The sequence below is a fragment of the Bauldia litoralis genome, from assembly GCF_900104485.1.
Lineage (GTDB): Bacteria > Pseudomonadota > Alphaproteobacteria > Rhizobiales > Kaistiaceae > Bauldia > Bauldia litoralis.
Genome location: NZ_FMXQ01000009.1, coordinates 25,146 through 42,524, shown reverse-complemented (window position 1 = coordinate 42,524; position 17,379 = coordinate 25,146). Strand labels below are relative to the sequence as shown.

General features: G+C 63.9%; 18 protein-coding genes. 12 read left to right on the top strand and 6 right to left on the bottom strand.

Features of this window, described 5'->3' with window-relative positions; all coding sequences use genetic code 11:
* Window positions 1–65: 65 nt before the first annotated feature.
* The gene (locus BLT60_RS19305; RefSeq protein WP_090879053.1) at window positions 66–380 is read right to left on the bottom strand and encodes a DUF2218 domain-containing protein; all 315 of its coding nucleotides are present in this window, start codon (window positions 378–380) and stop codon (window positions 66–68) included.
* Between the two features lie 94 nt (window positions 381–474).
* Between BLT60_RS19305 and BLT60_RS19300 the strand changes: the two genes are divergently transcribed.
* A complete protein-coding gene (locus BLT60_RS19300) occupies window positions 475–1,368 on the top strand; it encodes a LysR family transcriptional regulator (RefSeq protein ID WP_090879051.1) in 894 nt (297 codons plus the stop codon).
* Between the two features lie 24 nt (window positions 1,369–1,392).
* Here the strand turns inward: BLT60_RS19300 and BLT60_RS19295 are convergent, their stop codons facing one another.
* Complete coding sequence (locus tag BLT60_RS19295; protein ID WP_090879048.1) at window positions 1,393–2,484, bottom strand: substrate-binding domain-containing protein; 1,092 nt, start codon at window positions 2,482–2,484, stop codon at window positions 1,393–1,395.
* 106 nt (window positions 2,485–2,590) lie between these two features.
* On the opposite strand from BLT60_RS19295, the gene BLT60_RS19290 reads away from it, so the two are divergent.
* The 6 genes from BLT60_RS19290 (at window position 2,591) to BLT60_RS19265 (ending at window position 8,396) form a co-directional block, all read left to right on the top strand.
* Window positions 2,591–3,640 (top strand): Gfo/Idh/MocA family protein, encoded by a 1,050-nt coding sequence (locus tag BLT60_RS19290; protein WP_090879047.1) that lies wholly within the window; start codon window positions 2,591–2,593, stop codon window positions 3,638–3,640.
* On the top strand, window positions 3,637–4,542 hold the full coding sequence (locus tag BLT60_RS19285; RefSeq protein ID WP_090879045.1) for a sugar phosphate isomerase/epimerase family protein: 906 nt from the start codon (window positions 3,637–3,639) through the stop codon (window positions 4,540–4,542). Before BLT60_RS19290 ends, BLT60_RS19285 begins: the two co-directional genes overlap by 4 nt.
* A 101-nt stretch (window positions 4,543–4,643) precedes the next feature.
* Complete coding sequence (locus BLT60_RS19280; RefSeq protein ID WP_090879317.1) at window positions 4,644–5,654, top strand: substrate-binding domain-containing protein; 1,011 nt, start codon at window positions 4,644–4,646, stop codon at window positions 5,652–5,654.
* 82 nt (window positions 5,655–5,736) lie between these two features.
* Window positions 5,737–6,534, top strand: coding sequence for an ATP-binding cassette domain-containing protein (locus BLT60_RS19275; protein WP_090879043.1), 798 nt, complete (start codon window positions 5,737–5,739; stop codon window positions 6,532–6,534).
* Window positions 6,531–7,532 (top strand): ABC transporter permease, encoded by a 1,002-nt coding sequence (locus BLT60_RS19270; protein WP_090879041.1) that lies wholly within the window; start codon window positions 6,531–6,533, stop codon window positions 7,530–7,532. The genes BLT60_RS19275 and BLT60_RS19270 overlap by 4 nt, the downstream gene beginning before the upstream one ends.
* Window positions 7,533–7,541: 9 nt before the next feature.
* Window positions 7,542–8,396, top strand: a complete 855-nt coding sequence (locus BLT60_RS19265; RefSeq protein ID WP_090879039.1) for a phytanoyl-CoA dioxygenase family protein — start codon at window positions 7,542–7,544, stop codon at window positions 8,394–8,396.
* Window positions 8,397–8,480: 84 nt separating this feature from the next.
* Here the strand turns inward: BLT60_RS19265 and BLT60_RS19260 are convergent, their stop codons facing one another.
* Window positions 8,481–9,680, bottom strand: coding sequence for an ROK family transcriptional regulator (locus BLT60_RS19260; RefSeq protein WP_090879037.1), 1,200 nt, complete (start codon window positions 9,678–9,680; stop codon window positions 8,481–8,483).
* 116 nt (window positions 9,681–9,796) lie between these two features.
* Here BLT60_RS19260 and BLT60_RS19255 point away from each other — a divergent pair, with 116 nt between their 5' ends.
* From BLT60_RS19255 to BLT60_RS19235, 5 genes are read left to right on the top strand one after another with little or no spacing between them, the layout of a single operon-like run.
* The gene (locus BLT60_RS19255; RefSeq protein ID WP_090879035.1) at window positions 9,797–11,086 is read left to right on the top strand and encodes an extracellular solute-binding protein; all 1,290 of its coding nucleotides are present in this window, start codon (window positions 9,797–9,799) and stop codon (window positions 11,084–11,086) included.
* A gap of 34 nt (window positions 11,087–11,120) precedes the next feature.
* Complete coding sequence (locus BLT60_RS19250) at window positions 11,121–12,029, top strand: carbohydrate ABC transporter permease (RefSeq protein WP_090879033.1); 909 nt, start codon at window positions 11,121–11,123, stop codon at window positions 12,027–12,029.
* A complete protein-coding gene (locus tag BLT60_RS19245; RefSeq protein ID WP_090879031.1) occupies window positions 12,026–12,871 on the top strand; it encodes a carbohydrate ABC transporter permease in 846 nt (281 codons plus the stop codon). The genes BLT60_RS19250 and BLT60_RS19245 overlap by 4 nt, the downstream gene beginning before the upstream one ends.
* An 8-nt stretch (window positions 12,872–12,879) precedes the next feature.
* Window positions 12,880–13,959, top strand: a complete 1,080-nt coding sequence (locus BLT60_RS19240) for an ABC transporter ATP-binding protein (RefSeq protein WP_090879029.1) — start codon at window positions 12,880–12,882, stop codon at window positions 13,957–13,959.
* A gap of 32 nt (window positions 13,960–13,991) precedes the next feature.
* Window positions 13,992–15,371 carry an aminotransferase gene (locus BLT60_RS19235; RefSeq protein ID WP_090879027.1) on the top strand — a complete coding sequence of 460 codons (1,380 nt, stop codon included), beginning with the start codon at window positions 13,992–13,994 and terminating at the stop codon, window positions 15,369–15,371.
* A 123-nt stretch (window positions 15,372–15,494) separates the two neighbouring features.
* On the opposite strand, the gene BLT60_RS19230 is transcribed toward BLT60_RS19235, so the two are convergent.
* The 3 genes from BLT60_RS19230 to BLT60_RS19220 are packed head-to-tail and all read right to left on the bottom strand — an operon-like array spanning window position 15,495 to window position 17,366.
* Window positions 15,495–15,974, bottom strand: a complete 480-nt coding sequence (locus BLT60_RS19230; protein WP_090879025.1) for a VOC family protein — start codon at window positions 15,972–15,974, stop codon at window positions 15,495–15,497.
* A 25-nt stretch (window positions 15,975–15,999) separates the two neighbouring features.
* Window positions 16,000–17,007: a Gfo/Idh/MocA family protein gene (locus BLT60_RS19225; RefSeq protein ID WP_090879023.1), complete on the bottom strand. Its 1,008-nt coding sequence runs from the start codon at window positions 17,005–17,007 to the stop codon at window positions 16,000–16,002.
* Between the two features lie 44 nt (window positions 17,008–17,051).
* Window positions 17,052–17,366 carry a putative quinol monooxygenase gene (locus BLT60_RS19220; RefSeq protein WP_090879022.1) on the bottom strand — a complete coding sequence of 105 codons (315 nt, stop codon included), beginning with the start codon at window positions 17,364–17,366 and terminating at the stop codon, window positions 17,052–17,054.
* Window positions 17,367–17,379: the final 13 nt, after the last annotated feature.

The window sequence follows — 17,379 nt, the reverse complement described above, 5'->3', positions numbered from 1 at the left end:
CCTGGAAGAGCGTGTGGCCGACGCCGTCGGGCGGCTCCGGTTCTCGGATTGCGCGAGCGGCAGGGTCAGGTTTCGACGCTGCCGGCCGGCAGCGCAGGCGCTGCCGACCGCCACTTGATTTCGGGTTTTTCACGGAAGGCGAAGCGGGTCAGGTGATCGCCGATCACCTTTTCAAGCCGGTCGAGATCGCCGGCCCCGCCGGTGACGTCGAGGCTCAGCGTCTCGCCCTCCGCACGAAGCGTGCAGGTGCCGAAAGGCAGGTCGATCCGTCCGGCTTCAGGCGTGAAGTCGACGGGAACCTTGTGGCCGAAGTGCTTGCAAAGCTGCTGAAGATAGATGCTGGCGCGGTCCGTGGTGATCGTGGCGTTGCGTGTCGACATGGGCGTCTCCTGTTTCTCGACCCGAGAGATAGACACACCCCATCCTTTCGATTAGCCCATCATTGACGGAAAGATATTTCCAGGAATTCGAAAGATGATCGAAGACTACCGCGGTCTCGCCGTGTTCGTCGCCGTCGCCGACGCCGGCAGCCTCAGCGCCGCCGGACGCCGGTTGAAGCTCTCGACCTCGGTCGTCAGCCACCACCTTTCCCGGCTCGAGGCGAAGCTCGGCGTCACGCTCTTCTTTCGCTCGACCCGGTCGATGTCCCTGACCCCGGAAGGGCACGCGGCGCTGGTCCCTGCCCGCCGGATGGTCGCCGCCGGCGAAGAGGCTCTCGACGCGGTCGGCGCAGGCAGCGACGAGCCTGTCGGCGCCCTGCACATCACCATGCCGGCCTGGGGCGAGCGGACGCGACTGCGTCAGGCGCTCTGGGACTTCGCCAGGCGGCACCCGCTGGTTTCCATATCGCTCCACAGCAGCGATGCGCCCGCGGATCTTGTAAGGGAGGGCTTCGACCTTGCGATACGGCTGGGACAGCTGGCGGACAGCAGTCTCAAGACCCGTCGCATTGCCGATTTCGAGCGCGTCCTGGTCGCCTCGCCCGCGTATCTCGCCCATCGCAAGCCCGTCCGAACGCTCGAAGACCTCGCTGCCTGCGACTTCATCGCGATCTCGATCCTCCCCCCGGCAATGACGCTTCAGCGCGAATCCCGGGCGGTTTCGTTCCAGCCGGAGCATGTGCGTCTCGAGGTCGATACGATCGCATCGGCGAAGTCCGCGATCCTCGCGGGCCTCGGCGTGCAGCACCTCCCGCTCGGCGAGGCCGAGGAGGAAATCGCTTCAGGCCGGCTCGTCCGGGTCCTGCCCCAGTGGCGCCTGCCAGTCCTCGGCGTCTACGCCGTCTGGCCGGATATCGGCCCCCAGAAGGCACTGACCCGGCGGCTGATCGATTTCTTTCTCGACCAGAAAGCGGGTCTCTTGCCGTGATCGGACGGCGAAGTGCGAGATCCCCTAAGGTTCGGTTTCGCCGACACTTTTCCCGTCGCTCTCGCCAGGCACCAGTTGCAGCGGCCAGAGTTCCTGGATGACCGGCGCTTCCGGATGGGCGGCATGCGCCGGCATCGCCGCCAGCAGGGCCTCGCCGAGCCGCGCCCCCAATCCCGGTACGTCGGAGCGGAAGCATGTCACCTTCGGTGACAGGAGCAGGCCTCTCTCCTCGAGAAAGCTGATGATCGACAGGTCCCGTCCCGGCTCCAGCCCGCGTTCGACCAGCAGGCGGTAAAGGCCGGTCGCCATCACCCCGTTGACAAGAACAACCGCCGTCGGCCGATCCGCCATGGCAAGGATGCGCTGACCGAGCGCATATCCCCCGGCTTCGCTGTTCTCCACCGGCAGGACCAGATCGGGATCGACCGGCATGCCGTGCCGGGTCAGTGCGCTGCGATAGGCATCGGCGAAGATGTAGCCGTAGTTGATTTCGTCCGCCGTCGTCGCAACGGCAATCCTGCGGTGGCCGGTCGCGACGAAGCGATCGATTGCGAACTCGGCGGCATACTCGAAATCCAGGTCGATCCAGGGGTGGCTACCGCCCGAGGTGCTGCGGCCGAAGGCGACGAAGGGGATCCGGCTTTCGAGGAGGAAGTCGATGCGGGGATCGATCCGCTGGGTATCGGCGATGATCAGGCCGTCGGCGATCTGCCGCGCCACCACCCGACGCAGGTAGGCATAGGCATTTTCCTCCGGGCCGCAAAGCAGGACCATGAGATCGAGGCTGCGCTCGCCGAGAAAGGCGCGCAGTCCCTCGAGGACCTGCATGAAGATCGTGTCGGCAAGTGGCATGGCACGCGTGGTCGGCAGCATCAGGGCGACCATGCCAGTGGTGCCCTGGCGCAGGCTCCGTCCCGACTGGTTTGGCGAATAGCCCAGCGCGTCGGCCGCTTCCAGCACGCGCCGGCGGGTCTCGGCATTGACGTCGCTCTTGCCGTTCAGCGCGCGAGAAACCGTGCCGATCGACACGTCGAGGTGACGTGCGAGGTCGCGGATATTCACTGGTCGGATGCGTTTTTCCACAGCGCCGGAGCTATAGGCACGAGAGATCGCCATTGACAATCCTCGCACGCCGGGTTTGTATCGTAAACGTTTACGGAAGCGATTATCCGTGAAAAGCGACAGACTCGCGGCAAACGCGGGCGTCAGAGGGAGGATATCCGTGCTTCGAGCCGTGCTCGTAGGTTGCGGGGCGATGAGCAAGACGAATATCGAGGCGGCGCTGGCAACCGGCGACGTCGAGATCGTCGGCCTCGTCGACCTAGAACGCGCAAACGCCGATGCGCGCGCCGCCGAATTCGGTCTCACCGGGATCGACATCGATGTCGATCTCGCCGGCGTTCTCCAGCGTACCAAGCCCGATTTCGTCATCGATGTCGTGGTGCCGCAGGCGCGCTTCGCGGTCGCAAGCTGCGCCCTCGCCCATGGCTGCGACCTGATCAGCGAAAAGCCGATGGCGGATTCGATGGACCATGCCGCGGCCCTGGTCGAGGCGGCTCGGACAAGCGGCCGGCTTCACGCCGTCGTGCAGAATCGTCGCTACATCGAAGGCGTGCGACGGATCCGCCGCTTCATCGATTCAGGCGCCATCGGCCGGGTCACCAGCCTCCATTGCGACTTCTTCCTGGCGCCGCATTTCGGCGGATTCCGCGAGGCGATGGAGCATGTGTTGCTCCTCGACATGGCGATCCACACCTTCGACGCCGCCCGATACTTCGTGGATGACGCGGCCCGCGCGGTCTATTGCCGGGAATGGAGCCCGACCAATTCCTGGTACGCCGGCGGCTCCTCGGCCACGGCAGTGTTCGAGTTCGGCGACGATGTCGTCTTCACCTATCGCGGCAGCTGGTGCGCCGACGGGTTGCGGACGAGTTGGGAAAGCGCCTGGCGGATCGTCGGCGAGCGCGGCACCCTGATCTGGGACGGTGAGGAGAACCTCGTCGCCGAGACGGTTTCCACCACCGGCGGCTTCTTCTCCGAGGTCGAGACCGTGGCGGTGCCGCCGCTCGACCCGGCCGACCGAATTGGTGGCCACCATGGCGTGATGCAGGATTTCGTCGCCAGCCTTCGCAACCGCTCCGAGCCGGAAACGGTGGGGCATGAGAATATCAAGAGCCTGGCGATGGTTTTTGGCGCCATCGAAAGCGCCGAGACCGGGCGCCGGATCGAACTCACCGATACAACGGCGCAGGAGGCGCGAAACCTTCAATGACCAATACGCTTCGCGACATCAGTATCGGCACGATGATCAAGGGCAACGCTCCCGATCCGGCGGGCGATGTGCGGCAGATCCTCGATCACGGCTTTGAAAGCATCGAGCCATTTTTCTGGCAGACGATCGGCGACAAGGACATTCCCCGGCTGGCGGCTGAACTGAAGGACGCAATCGGCGACCGGGACGTGTCGATGTCGACGCTCGGCATGTTCGGCAATCCGCTTGAGGATACGGAGATGGACCGCCAGACGCTCGCCGGCTGGGAGACGCTGATCGACAATGCGCATCTGTTCGGTGCGACCTGCATCGCCGGGTTCACCGGACGGGTTCGCGGCCAGCCGATCGAGGCGAGCCTGCCGCGCTTCAAGGAAGTGTTTGGCCGGCTGGCGAAGCGCGCCGCCGACAAAGGCGTGACTATCGCCTTCGAGAACTGCGCGATGGACGGAAACTGGGCGACCGGCGACTGGAACATCGCCCATAACCCGGACGCCTGGGAGTTGATGTTCGACACGCTACCGGACGAGAATCTCGGACTCGAATGGGAGCCCTGTCACCAGCTCGTCTACCTGATCGATCCGATCCCGCAAATCCGCAAATGGGCGCCGAAGATCTTTCACGTCCACGGCAAGGACGCGACCATCCGCTGGGACGTGATCCGCGAACACGGGATCTTCGGCAGGGAGCCCTTCGTCCAGATGCGCACGCCCGGCTTCGGCGACTCGGACTGGACACGGGTGATCAGCGAGTTGCGGCTCGCCGGCTACAAGGGCGCGATCGACATCGAGGGCTGGCACGATCCGGTCTACCGGGACGCCCTCGAAATGACCGGGCAAGTGAAAGCCCTCAACTATCTGAAGGAATGCCGGGGCGGGATGCGATTCATCGACAATCCCGACTAGGACATCCCGCGCCGCAAAATGCGGGTGCGGGCAAAAAGATGCCCGGCAGAAGCCGGGATGAACGGGTGGAAACGACAGGCACAAAACCAACGGAGGAAATGATGATTCGCAATTCTCTTTCCCGTGCGCTGCGGACTTCGGCCGCGGTTGCCCTGACAGTCTTCGCGGTCGGCGCGGCGAGTTCCGCCAGCGCCGAGGCATTGCGCGACGACTGGTGCAAGGACGTCCATATCCGCTTCTTCGTCGGCGGTGCCGAGGGCGACGGATTCGGCACCATCGTCTACAACGGCGCCAAGCAGGCGCAGCACGACACCGGCGCCCAGGTCGACTTCGTCTTCTCCGGCTGGCAGTCGGAAAAGATGGTCCAGCAACTGCGCGAGGCGGTTGCCTCGGCGCCGGATGGCATCGCCATGATGGGGCACCCCGGGCCAGCTTCGATCGAGCCGCTGGCCGAGGACGCCGCCAAGTCGGGCATCCTGATGATGTACCAGAATGTCGACGTTCCCACCGTGCGCGCAAAGTTCGGCGGCGGTTACATCGGCGCGAATCTCGAGCCGCAGGGCCGGGCGCTCGGCGCGGAAGCAGTGCGGATGAGTGGCATCGGCGCGGGCGACAAGGCGATCGTCGTCGCCGACTGGGCGCAGGAGAACCGCGTGATCCGCGAGCTCGGCACCGTCGCCGCGCTGGAAGAGGCCGGCGTCGAGGTCATCAAGTTGACGACCACGCCGGAAATGGCCGGTGATCCCAACCTAGCGATTCCGGTGATCAGCGCCGGCCTGCTGGCCAATCCCGACGTCAAGCTGATCGCCTATCCCGGCGGCCAGATGCTCGGCAACGCGCCGACCTACATGGAATCGGTCGACAAGAAGCCGGGCGACATCTTCAACATCGGCTTCGACACCAGCCCTCAGATCGTCGACGCTTTTGAAAAAGGATGGGTGCAGCTGACCTCCGACCAGCAGCCTTTCCTGCAGGGCTACCTGCCGATCCTCAGCCTCTGCCAGCAGAAGGTCTATGGCCTCGGTGCGATGAACGTCGACACCGGCGCCGGCTTCGTCAATGGCGACAATTACGGGACCGTCGCCGACCTCGCGAAAGAGGGGCTGCGGTAGCAGTCCGGAGTTGCATCGATTGGGCGAGGCGGCCTGACGCCGCCTCGCCTGTTTCGCGATGAGACAAGGGCGGGAAAAATCCATGGCTGAGAGGCTGATCGAGCTTCGCGATATCAAGAAGTCGTACGGCAATGTCTTCGCGGTCGGCGGCGTCAACATGGCGATCGACCAGGGCGAGGTCGTTGGCCTGCTCGGCGACAACGGCGCCGGAAAATCAACGCTGATCAAGATCCTTGCCGGCGCGGTCAAGCCAAGCAGCGGAGAAATTCTCGTCCGCGGCAAGCCCGTGCACGGCTGGAGCGCGGCGAAATCGCGTGCAGCCGGTATCGAGACGGTCTTCCAGGATCGGGCGCTGGCCGTGCAGCAGACCATCGTGCGCAACATCTTCATGGGGCGCGAGATCACCACGGCCATGGGGCTGCTCAATGTCGGGAAGCAGCGCGCCGAGGCGGAACGACTGATGCGCGACATCGGCTTCACGTCGAAGGTTTTCTCGCCCGATTCGATCGTCGGCCAATTGTCCGGCGGCGAGCGACAGGGCGTCGCCATCGCCCGCGCCATCTACAACCAGGCGGATCTCATCGTCCTTGATGAGCCGACAACGGCACTGTCACTGACCGAAACGGAGAAGGTCTTTCGCTTCGTCCGCAATGTGCGTGAAAGCGGGCGCTCGATCCTCTTCATCGGCCATAACATCCACCACGTCTTCGATATCGCGGAACGCTTCGTTGTCCTCGACCGGGGGCGCGTCGCCGTGGAAATCACCAAGCCGGAAGTCAAGACCGTCGACCGGCTGATCGCCTTCATGGAACACGTTGCCCATCCGGCTGGCGCCAATCCGCTGGATGACAGTCCCGCAACGACGGGAGCGAACCTATGACCGACATCGCCGACAAGCACGACCAGTATCCGCAGCGCGGCGCCCTGCACCGACTCGTCCTCGACAACCGGGCAGCGCTCGGAACGTTCGTTGTCTTCGTGCTGATGATGGCCCTGTTCTTCTGGGGCAACCCGCAGGTCTTCTCCGACTGGCGGATCTACAATTCGGTCCTGACGACGCTGCCGGTCGCGCTCTTCCTGGTGGTGCCGCTGGTCTTCATCGTCACGGTTGGAGAGATCGACCTGTCCTTCCCGGCGGTGATGGGTTCCGCCGCCTGGATCTTCGCGCTAGGGGTCGCCGCGGGATACGATCCGTTCCTCTGCATTGCCGTGGCGATCGTCGTCGGCATGGTGCTTGGCATCGGGATCGGCGCCATCGTTGTCTATGCCGGGCTGTCGTCGCTCGTGGCAACGCTGGGGATGAACTACCTCCTGCGCGGCGCCATCCTCATCTTCACCAACGGCAAATCGATCGCGGTCGTCAGCCTGAAAGGAACGGTTGCCTACGACGTCCTGTCCGGCTCGCTCTGGGGATTTCCGGTGCAGATGCTGTGGGCGACGGCGTTCATCATCCTGTCGATGATCCTCTACAACCGCCACAAGTTCGGCGCACGGGTCCATTGCGTTGGCGACAATCCCGACAGCGCCGAGCAGATGGGCATCGATACCAAGCGGATCCGGGTCTATACCTTTGTCTTCATGGGCTTCGGCGCGGCACTCGCCGGCATCTTCTCCACCATGATCAACTTCACCTGGTGGCCGACCTCGGGCGACTCCTACCTGCTGCCGACGCTCGCGGCGGTGTTCCTCGGCGGCACGCCGACATGGGGCGGCATCGGCACCATCCTCGGCGGAGCGATCGGCGCGGTGATCGTGTCCTTCATCCAGGTCGGCATCGTTTCGGCCGGGCTCGATGGTTTCTATGTCCAGTTCTTCAATGGCCTGATCATTATCCTGGCGCTGCTCGGGCATCGCTGGAACCAGACGCGATACCGATAAAGGCCGGACATGGATGATACGACGGGACGAGCCGACCAACTCGCAGCACAATACCGGGCGGATGGTTATTGCGTTGACCGCGAAGCGCTGACGACCAATGAGGTCGCTGCGCTGGTGAATGAGGCGACACGGCTCTGCCGCGAGGAGGCGGCGCGACTGGTCGGCGGCGATATGGCCGGCGACAACCCCGACGATCTCGGGCGTTTCCTCGCCATACACTTCCCGCACAAGCTCTCGTCGCTGATGCTGGCGACGCTGGCGCATCCGCGGATCGTCAACGTGCTGACCCGGGCGATCGGCCCGAACGTCAAGTCCATGCAGTCGATGCTCTTCATCAAGAATGCCGGCAAGCCCGGCCAGGCATGGCATCAGGACGAGGATTTCATTCCGACCCGCGACAGGTCGCTCGGCGCGGCGTGGATCGCGCTCGACGACGCGACCGTCGACAACGGCTGTCTTTGGGTGATCCCCGGTTCGCACCGGCCGGGCGTCCTCTGGCCGCTTCGCCAGCACGAGAACCCGGAGTATGACTTCGCGCCGGAGTCCTTCGACTTTCCCTATTCGGACGCGGATGCGATCCCGGTCGAAGTGCCGGCCGGCAGCATCGTCTTCTTCCACGGCCACCTGCTGCACAAGTCCCTGCGAAACCGGCGGACGACCGGCTTCCGCCGGGCCCTCGTCAATCACTACATGAGCGCCGAGTCGCTGCTGCCATGGTGGCGGGACGGCGGTGCGATCGCACCGACGCAGGACCTCCGCGACATCGTCATGGTCGCCGGAACCGACCCCTATGCCACCAAGGGGATCGTCGATCTCAATCGTCCCTACGTCCGCGCCGAGTCGGCCAGGACGACACCAGCCTGACACCACATGGCGGGACTGGAGGAGATCGGGATCGGCGACCGGTATCTCGCCATCAACGGGTTGATGCCGGACGGTAGAATCCGCCTATCGACGTTGCATGTGCGACACGAGCTCGCTTTCCAGCTCGCGATACTGGGGATTGAGATTCGCCAGTACCGGCAAGGCCGCCGCGCCGCGTGCGACAGCGTCATGATCAAGGCCGGCCGACATCAGGCGCGGATGCTCCGACCTGGATCCGCTGACTGAGGGATACAGTGATCCCAACCGCTGCATGATCTCGTCGATCAGCCAGGATGGCGCGTCACCGCCAAGCATGATCGTTTCCGGGTCGAAAAGGGTCTCAAGGGTGTGAAGGCCGAGGCGCAACGGCTCGACCCCCTCGTCCAGCCATTGGGAAACCAGCGGATGCGACGGCGAGAAATCGCTTTCGAAGGCTTCGATCGACTCCACGGCAACACCATGGCTGGCGAGGTATCGCAAGGCCGAGTCCACCGACATGTATGTCTCGAGGCAGCCGCGGTTGCCGCAGCTGCAGGCATGGCCGCCCGGCACCACGATCAGATGGCCGAATTCTCCGGCATTGCCGGACCCACCGCCATAAGCGGCGCTGTGGATCATGACACCCGAGCCGAGACCATTGCCGATGAAGACGTAAACGAAATTGGTCAGGTTCCGGGCGGCGCCAAATCGCCATTCGGCCGTCACCGCGCACTGGCCATCATTGGCAAGGACCACCGGCAGATCGAGCACGTCGGCGAGCCGTCGTTTCAGTTCGAGACCGTCCCAACCTGGAAGCCGAGGCGGGCTGATTCCCTCCACGCCGAACGGCCCCGGCGTTGCGACACCGACCCCGAGCAGCCGCGCGCGATCGATCTTCGATTCCGTCACCAGGGACTCGACCTTGCTGGAAATCAGCGTCGCGACCTCAGACGGCGACAGTTGTTCGATGCCGACGACTTCGCGCAGGATCACGTCGCCAGCGAGATTGGCGACCACGGAGATCATGCGCCCGTAGTCGAAATGGAAGCCAATGGTGAAGACGCCCGACGGATTGATGGTCAGCGGCGTCGGTGGCTTGCCGACGCGGCGGTCCCTTGACTTGGCGGCGACGACGAGATCGTACCCCTCCAGTTCGTCGACAAGGTTCGAGACCGACGCTTTCGACAATCCGGTGGCAGCCGCAATCTGTGTGCGCGGGATCGGCCCGTGCATGCGGATCGTCTCGAACACCACCCACAGGTTGATCAGCTTCGCCTTGACGATGTTCGTCGCACTTAGCAGCACCCAAAGCCTCCCGGAATTAGTTTGTCAAAATGATAGAATAATTATTGACAGGCGAAAGATGCATGTCCAACCTCGATGGTCAGGGGTTTCAACCAGAGCAGGGAAGGGGTGCATTGATGTTGCATAAACCAACACGGCGGGGACTGCTACAAGGAGCGGCCGGTGCCGGACTCCTGGCCGCATTGCCCGATGGCCTGATCCGATCGGCCTTCGCAGAGGATGCCGCGCTGAACGTTTTCGGCCCCCAGCCGCCGGATCCCGCTCCGCCAGGCGCAGCGCAATTCGCGATCGACCTGTTCGACAAATGGAAAGCCGACAACAAGGCCTCGGTCGAGTACGACCTCGTCGCATGGCCGCAATTGCATGATCGCATGGCGACGGCTTTTGCCTCCGGCTCCGCACCCTGGGACGTGGTCTATATGTCCGGCTGGGTGCCGGAATTCGCGACGTCGCTGCGACCCTTCGCGGACAAGTTACCCGCTTCGCTTGTCGACGACATGCCTCCGACCAGCTTCGCGACCACCACCTGGGACGGTCAGGTCTATGGCGCCGTCTTCACGCTGTCGCTGCTGACGCTCTTCTACAATACCGAGCATCTGGCCGAGGCCGGACTCGACGGGCCGCCCAAGACCTGGGACGATTTACTGCGCTACACCAAGGAACTGACCCGCGACGGTCGCTCCGGCTGGGTGGCGAACTACGGCGACCCGGCCGGGATCGGCGGCACGGCGAGCCAGTGGATGTGCTTCCTGCAGCAGGCGGGCGGCAAGATGTATGGCGAAGACGGCATGCCGGTGTTCGACTCCGACGCCGGCGTCGACGCCATGCAGATGATGGTCGACCTGATGGACGCCGGCACGGATCCCGGCTCGATCTCCTATGTGGGCATCAACGACGCAACCAACGTCCTGCTCGCGGGCCGTGCATCCATGCAGATGAACTGGCCGTTCATGTGGACCGCCGCGCAAGACCCGGAGCAGTCGCAGATCGTCGGCAAGCTCGGCGGCGCCATCCTGCCGGCGGGACCGGCCGGCTCAGCGTCGATCGACGGCACCGACGCCTGGACGATACCGAACTCCAGCAAGAACCCGGAGGTGGCGCAGTCGCTGATCGAGTTCTACCTCGATCCGGTCGTCCAGAAGCAGCAGGCGATCGACACCGGCTGGCTGCCGATCCGCCTCTCGACCCTGGCCGATGCGGATGTCCAGAAGGCGTTGCCGAATGCCAAGGTGGTGCTCGAGCAGGCTTCGCATCCCTACGACAGCTTTGTCACACCGGACTACAACGAGGTGACGCAAGCGCTCGGGACCGAGGTCCAGAAGGCGCTGCAAAAGGCGAAGACGCCGGCCGAAGCGATTGCCGACGCCAGCGAACTCGTCACCGCGATCGTCAAGCGTCGCAGCTAGCCGTCATCACGGTCAGGACAGGCTCCTCCCGAACATGCGCGCCTTCCAGACCTACGAGCGGCGCCGGCGATCAGCCGGCGCCGCCTTCGTGGCGCCGGCCCTCGCGGTGCTGGCGCTGATTCTTGCCTATCCAATTCTCGATTCGATCTGGTTGGCCCTCCAGCGGGTCACCCTGAAAGCCGGTCAGGTCGAACGGACATGGGTCGGGGCGGAGAATTTCCACCGTCTTTTCAACGACGAAACTGCTCTGCGGGCGATCTTCAACACCGCCTATTTTTCGATCGCGGAGGTGGTGCTGGTCGTCGGAATTGGCCTTGGCGTTGCCCTCCTGCTCAACAATGCGATGGGGCGATCCGGTTTCTTTCGGGTCGTGCTGGTTATCCCCTGGGCCATCGCACCAGTTGCCAACGCGGTCCTGTGGAAGTGGATCCTCAACGCCAATTACGGAGTCCTCAACGGCGTCCTCACGTCCCTGGGACTCATCGAACACAACCAGGTCTGGCTCGGGACACCGACCATGGCGCTGAACGTCCTCCTGCTTGTCGACGTCTGGAAGTCGATCCCCTTCGTCGCGCTGCTGATGCTGGCCGGATTGCAGCAGGTGCCAAAGGTTCTCTATCGCGCCGCCTATATGGATGGCGCCGGATCGTTCCAGACCTTCGTCCACATCACGCTGCCGAGCATCAAGACTGCGATCGCGATCGCGGTGGTGCTCCAGACGATCTGGTCGCTGCGGGTCTTTGACCTGATCTTCGTGCTGACCCGCGGCGGTCCGGCTGACGCAACAGTACTTCTCAACTTCCTCGCCTACCGGGTTACCTTCAACTTCCTCGATCTCGGGTACGGCGCCGCCATCGCCAACCTCGTCTTCGCCGCGACCTTTATTCTCGCCATCATCTACATCTGGCTGCTCAAGCCCCGGCGACGGGTGGCCGCGTCATGAGTTTCGCCGCACGCCGCACTGGTCTGGCGACCCGCCTCGGCGTTCTTCTGGGGCTCGGCGTCTTTCTCGTGTGGTCGCTGGCCCCCGTCGTCTGGCTGGTCCTGTCGAGCTTCCTGACCCAACGCGCGTTGATCGCCCAGCCGCCCGACCTCGCGCCGGCGAGCTTCACGCTGCAGAATTTCGTCGCCGTCATGCAGTCTGCGGCAAGCCTCGGCCACGGCATGCTGAACTCCTTCATCGTGGCAAGCTTCTCGACGGCCCTGGCACTGGCCCTCGGCGCGCCCGCCGCCTATGCCCTTGCACGGCTGTCGCTGCCGCGCGCCAATGTCATCTCCTTCATGATTCTCGCCACGCAAATGCTGCCGGGGATCGCCATCGCCATTCCGCTCTTCATCGTCATCACGCGGCTCGGCCTGATTGACAATGTCTGGACGCTGGGTCTGGTCTATCTGTCGTTCAACCTGCCGATCGTGATCTGGATCCTGCGCGGATTCTTTCTCGGCATTCCCCAGGGACTGGAGCGCGCAGCGGCGGTGGACGGCGCTGGTCCGGTGCGGACGTTTCGCTACATCATCCTGCCGATCTCCATCCCGCCGCTGGCGGCCGCCGCCGTCTTCGCCTTTATCGAGGCGTGGAACGAATTCTTCTTCGCGCTCATCCTGACGCGGAAGTCGGCCGAGACAGTGCCGCTGGTCGTCGCCCAGTTCGCCGGCCAGTACCAGACCGTCTTCGGGCAGATGATGGCGGCGGCGCTGATCAGCGTCGCGCCGGTCATCCTGCTTGCAATCATCTTCAAGGATCAGATCGTCCGCGGCTTCGCCGACGGCATGATGAAAGGCTGAGGCGCGGCATGCCGCAAGTTGAGTTGCGAAACATCTCCAAGTCGTTTGGTTCGGTGACGGTCTGCCACGACGTCAACCTGATCATCGAGGATCGCGCCTTCGTCACGCTACTCGGCCCCTCCGGTTGCGGCAAGACAACCACGCTCAACATGCTTGCCGGGCTCGAGGACCCGAGCGCCGGCGACATCCTGATGGATGGCCAGCGCGTCAACGAGCGGTCCCCCGTCGATCGCGACGTGGCGATGGTCTTCCAGAACTACGCGCTCTATCCGCACATGACCGTTGCGGAGAATATCGGCTTCACGCTGAGAATGCGCCACATGGGACGTGGCGAGATTCGCCGGCGGGTCGAAGAGGTCGCCCGGTCGCTGGAACTCGGCCCCCTGCTTGACCGGCTGCCGGCGCAGCTCTCCGGCGGGCAGCAGCAGCGTGTCGCCATCGGCCGTGCGCTGGTCCGCGAACCGCGGGTTTTCCTCTTCGACGAACCGTTCTCGAATCTCGACGCGTCGCTGCGTATCAGGATGCGCGCCGAGGTCAAGGAACTGCACCAGCGACTTGGCGTGACATCAATTTTCGTGACGCACGACCAGGAAGAAGCGATGTCGATCTCCGATCAGATCGCGGTCATGAGCAAAGGCCGGATCGAACAGTTCGGTACGCCGGAAGAGGTCTATGCGCGCCCGGCGACGCGAACCGTCGCAGCCTTCATCGGCAACCCGCAGATCGACCTGGCATCGGGGCGCGTGGAACACGGAGCCGACGGACTCATTTGTCGGGTCGGCGAAGCGGAACTTGCTCTTCCCGCTGGCACGGAAGCCGTCGCCGGCCAAGCGGTGGAGGTCGGCGTGAGGTCCGAGCATGTGCAACTTTCCGATACCGGTGCGGCCGCGCGCGTTCGCCTCGTTCAGCCGGTGGGGCCCGCGACGCATGTCACGCTCGACTGGGCCGGCGGAACGTTGACGGCGACGCTGCCCGGCATCGCCCGCCTCGCCGCCGGCAGCGCGACCGCGTTCGCGATTGCTCCAGAAAACCTTCTCGTTTTCGACCCCGACAGCGGCAAGCGGATCGGTGGACGGACCGACGCCTGAATGAAGAAACCGATCCATCACAGGAGACGCTCGTGACCCAGCCAGCGAAATCAAACTCCGTCGCCTTTCGCGACATCGCCTTCCAGCTTCACTCGCAGACCAATCCGGAGGCGCATGAGGCCCGCGGGCCGATCATCGTCGCCTCGGGAAAGGGTGCCCGGGTCACGGACATCGACGGCAAGGAGTATATCGACGGAATGGCGGGGCTTTGGTGCGCGTCGCTCGGCTTCGCCAACGAGCGGTTAGCCGCTGCCGCCAGCCGCCAATACGCGACACTCGGCTACTATCACACCTTCTTCCACCGCACCGGCGACGGCGCGGCGACCCTGGCGGAGAAACTCGTCGAAATGACGGGGATGGAGGGCGGCAAGGCCTATTTCGCCACCTCGGGCTCCGAGGCAAACGAGACCATGGTCAAGCTCGCCTGGGTCTACCACACCGTCCGCGGCAAGCCGACCAAGCGCAAGGTCATCGCCCGGCAGCGCTCGTTCCATGGATCGACGATCGCCGCGGCTTCGATGTGCGGCCTGGAGTTCATGCATCGCGAGTTCGGCTTGCCGCTGCCGGGCTTCCTGCACACCGAAGCCCCCTACCCCTATCGCGGCATGCTTACCGGCGAGGACGAGGTGGCCTATGTCGAGCGACTGGCGCTCGAACTGGAGAAGATGATCCTTCGGGAGGGGCCGGACACGATCGCCGCCTTCATCGCCGAGCCGATCTTCGCCGGTGGCGGCATCATCGTGCCGCCGGCCACCTATTTTGCCCGCATCCAGCAGGTTCTCGACAAGTACGATATCCTTTGCCTCGGTGATGAGATCGTCTGCGGTTTCGGGCGGACCGGCGAATGGTTCGGGCGCGACACCGTCGGCATGAAACCCGACATGATGGCGCTCGCCAAGGGACTGTCTTCTTCCTATTTCCCGATCTCGGCGGTGGTGATGAAGGGGGAAATCTACGACGCAATTCGAACCTTCAACCAGGCCGGAGGCTCGTTCGGTCACGGCTTCACAAACTCCGGCCACCCGGTCGGCGTCGCGGTGGCACTCGAAGCGATCGCCATCTATGAGGAGATGAACATCGTCGATCACGTCCGGCGCATGGGCGCCCGCCTGCGCGGCCGGTTCGAAGCGATGGCCGCGGCCTCGCCGATCGTTGGCGACGTGCGCGGCGCGGGACTCATGCTTGGCATCGAACTTGTCGCCGACAAGGAAACGCGGCTTCCCTTCGCCCCCGAACGCCAGGCTGGGCCGAGCTTCGACCGGATTGCGCTCGCCAATGGACTGATCGCCCGCTGCATGGGCGACACGCTCGGCTTTTCGCCACCTCTTATTGTCGACGACAGGGACGTTGACGATATCGCCGATCGTTGCGAGGCGAGCCTGCGTGAGTTGGAAACGGAATTGCTTGGATAGCGGTCCTTTTTCCCGATGCAGGCGCTGTCGGTTCTGGATGCAGCGTAACCCATAAGCGCCGAGATCAGATTTGTTTGCCCGGGGACGTCCCGGGCAAACGACTGCGCGGATCAACGCGTAGGCTCAGGCCGGGTAGCGGCGTTCGCCCGGGCGGATCTTGCCGGCGTTGCCGAGCTCGAGGATGTAGCCAAAGTCCTTTTCGGTATCGAGGTAGTAGTGCTCATCCTCGTCGAAGCGCCCGCTCTGGATGACCGGGTAGCCCTGCGCCTCGAAATCCGCCGCCGCCTTCTTGGTGTCCGCGTAAAAGAGCTTGATGTGGTGCAGGCTCTCGCCGTGCTTCTCCAGGTGCTCGTCATAGATCGAATAGCCGCCGGTCGGCTGGATCAGTTCGATCTGGGTGTCGCCCGACCAGGCGCAGCCGATCAGGCAGGAGTGGGTCGCCGGCTTGCCGCGATACATATAGTCCTGCACCGACTGCGGATTGAAATCCCAGATATCCCACGGACCGATCTTGAAGACCTCCCAGTGACGCTTCATCGCCGCATCGAGATCGCGGACGATTGTCGCCACCTGCATCGTGGCACCCTCTTCGAATTTTCTCATCGTGGTTTCCTTCCCTGATTGAACGTCAGCTATCGAGACCCGTGCTGATGGCGGAGGTCTGCCCTGTCTTGGCAGACTCCAGCGCCGCCAGCGCAACGGCAAGCGAAATGAGCCCGTCTTCACCGGTCGACGGCGGAGCCCCCTTCCCGGCCATGGCGTCGTGGAACGCCCGTACGCCACGGACGTAGTAGTTCTTGTGATCGAGGACGATCTCCTCGTCGCCGTCGGCCGTGCGCAGCGTCAGCGTCCCGCTGGGCCTTTGCGGCATGCAATCGCTGGCGAACAGCGACCCATCGGTCCCATGCACTTCGACACCCGTCCGGGCGTAGCGCGTCGTAAAGCCGTCGAAGAGATGGGCGAGCAGGCCCGACCGGAAGCGGATCAGGCTGAGGGCAGCGTCCTCGATTCCCTCGGCCGCCATGCCACTATTCTGGGTCAGCGTCGAGATCGTCTCCGGCTCGTCCTCGAGAATAAAGCGAAGCAGGTCGGCATCGTGGACCGTCAGGTCGAGGATGGCCCCGGCGCCGGCGGTCGGGTCCTTGAGGCGCCAGGTCTGGAGGTGCTCCGGCAGGTAGCCGGCATGGGTGACCCTTGCCGACAGTGGCCGGCCAATCCGCCCAGAGCGGATGATGTCGCGGCTGGCGATATGGGTCGCAGAGTTCCGCAGGTGATGGTTGGTTCCCATCACAACGCCGGCCTTGCGACAGGCAAGGACCATGTCGCGGGCATCGGAGAGGCTGGTCGCCAGCGGCTTTTCACACAGCACATGGATGCCGGCCTCGGCGGCAGCGACCACCTCGGCGCGATGCCGTTCGTTGGTCGTCGAGACATAGACTGCGTCGACTCCCGATGCGAAAAGGTTGCTGAGATTGGTGACCGCCAGGGGGATGCCGAACTCTTCGGCATATGCCTTTCCGCGCTCCGTACTCGTGCTCATGACGGAGACGATCTCACCGCCCGCTTCGCGGATGGCGTCGATCATCCATTCCCGTGCAATAACCGTTGCCCCGATCAGGCCCCAACGAACTGGCATCTGTTACCTCCTCACCGTGTTTTCTGAACGTCCCTGTCCTTCGCCTACTTGTCGTAGTCACTCAGCATGGTGAAGAACTGAAGCTCGGCCTTTCGGGTGAGGAATTCGTCGTGCTTCGCGAACCATTCGGTCTGGTAGGGGAGCTTGAGGTGGACGTCGAGCGCCGCCCGATCAGTCCAGTTTTCATAGAAATAGAAGACGTTCGGGTCCTCGTCGCTGACATGGAAGTGGTACTCGAGGCATCCTGCCTCTTCGCGCGAGCGCGGCACGAAGCTCTCAAGCAACTTGATCAGTTCATCGCGCTTCTCGGGACGAGCATGCAGGGTGGCGGTAAGCGTGCAACGGGGCTGGGTGGCCATTGAAATGTTCCTT

Bases quoted from the DNA above. Each gene is read 5' to 3' on its own strand.
- BLT60_RS19280 (WP_090879317.1), top strand. From the start codon at position 4,644: ATGATTCGCAATTCTCTTTCCCGTGCGCTGCGGACTTCGGCCGCGGTT.
- BLT60_RS19285 (WP_090879045.1), top strand. From the start codon at position 3,637: ATGACCAATACGCTTCGCGACATCAGTATCGGCACGATGATCAAGGGC.
- BLT60_RS19230 (WP_090879025.1), bottom strand. From the start codon at position 15,974: ATGAGAAAATTCGAAGAGGGTGCCACGATGCAGGTGGCGACAATCGTC.
- BLT60_RS19245 (WP_090879031.1), top strand. From the start codon at position 12,026: ATGAGTTTCGCCGCACGCCGCACTGGTCTGGCGACCCGCCTCGGCGTT.
- BLT60_RS19220 (WP_090879022.1), bottom strand. From the start codon at position 17,366: ATGGCCACCCAGCCCCGTTGCACGCTTACCGCCACCCTGCATGCTCGT.
- BLT60_RS19270 (WP_090879041.1), top strand. From the start codon at position 6,531: ATGACCGACATCGCCGACAAGCACGACCAGTATCCGCAGCGCGGCGCC.
- BLT60_RS19240 (WP_090879029.1), top strand. From the start codon at position 12,880: ATGCCGCAAGTTGAGTTGCGAAACATCTCCAAGTCGTTTGGTTCGGTG.
- BLT60_RS19265 (WP_090879039.1), top strand. From the start codon at position 7,542: ATGGATGATACGACGGGACGAGCCGACCAACTCGCAGCACAATACCGG.
- BLT60_RS19295 (WP_090879048.1), bottom strand. From the start codon at position 2,484: ATGGCGATCTCTCGTGCCTATAGCTCCGGCGCTGTGGAAAAACGCATC.
- BLT60_RS19305 (WP_090879053.1), bottom strand. From the start codon at position 380: ATGTCGACACGCAACGCCACGATCACCACGGACCGCGCCAGCATCTAT.
- BLT60_RS19255 (WP_090879035.1), top strand. From the start codon at position 9,797: ATGTTGCATAAACCAACACGGCGGGGACTGCTACAAGGAGCGGCCGGT.
- BLT60_RS19225 (WP_090879023.1), bottom strand. From the start codon at position 17,007: ATGCCAGTTCGTTGGGGCCTGATCGGGGCAACGGTTATTGCACGGGAA.
- BLT60_RS19300 (WP_090879051.1), top strand. From the start codon at position 475: ATGATCGAAGACTACCGCGGTCTCGCCGTGTTCGTCGCCGTCGCCGAC.
- BLT60_RS19250 (WP_090879033.1), top strand. From the start codon at position 11,121: ATGCGCGCCTTCCAGACCTACGAGCGGCGCCGGCGATCAGCCGGCGCC.
- BLT60_RS19275 (WP_090879043.1), top strand. From the start codon at position 5,737: ATGGCTGAGAGGCTGATCGAGCTTCGCGATATCAAGAAGTCGTACGGC.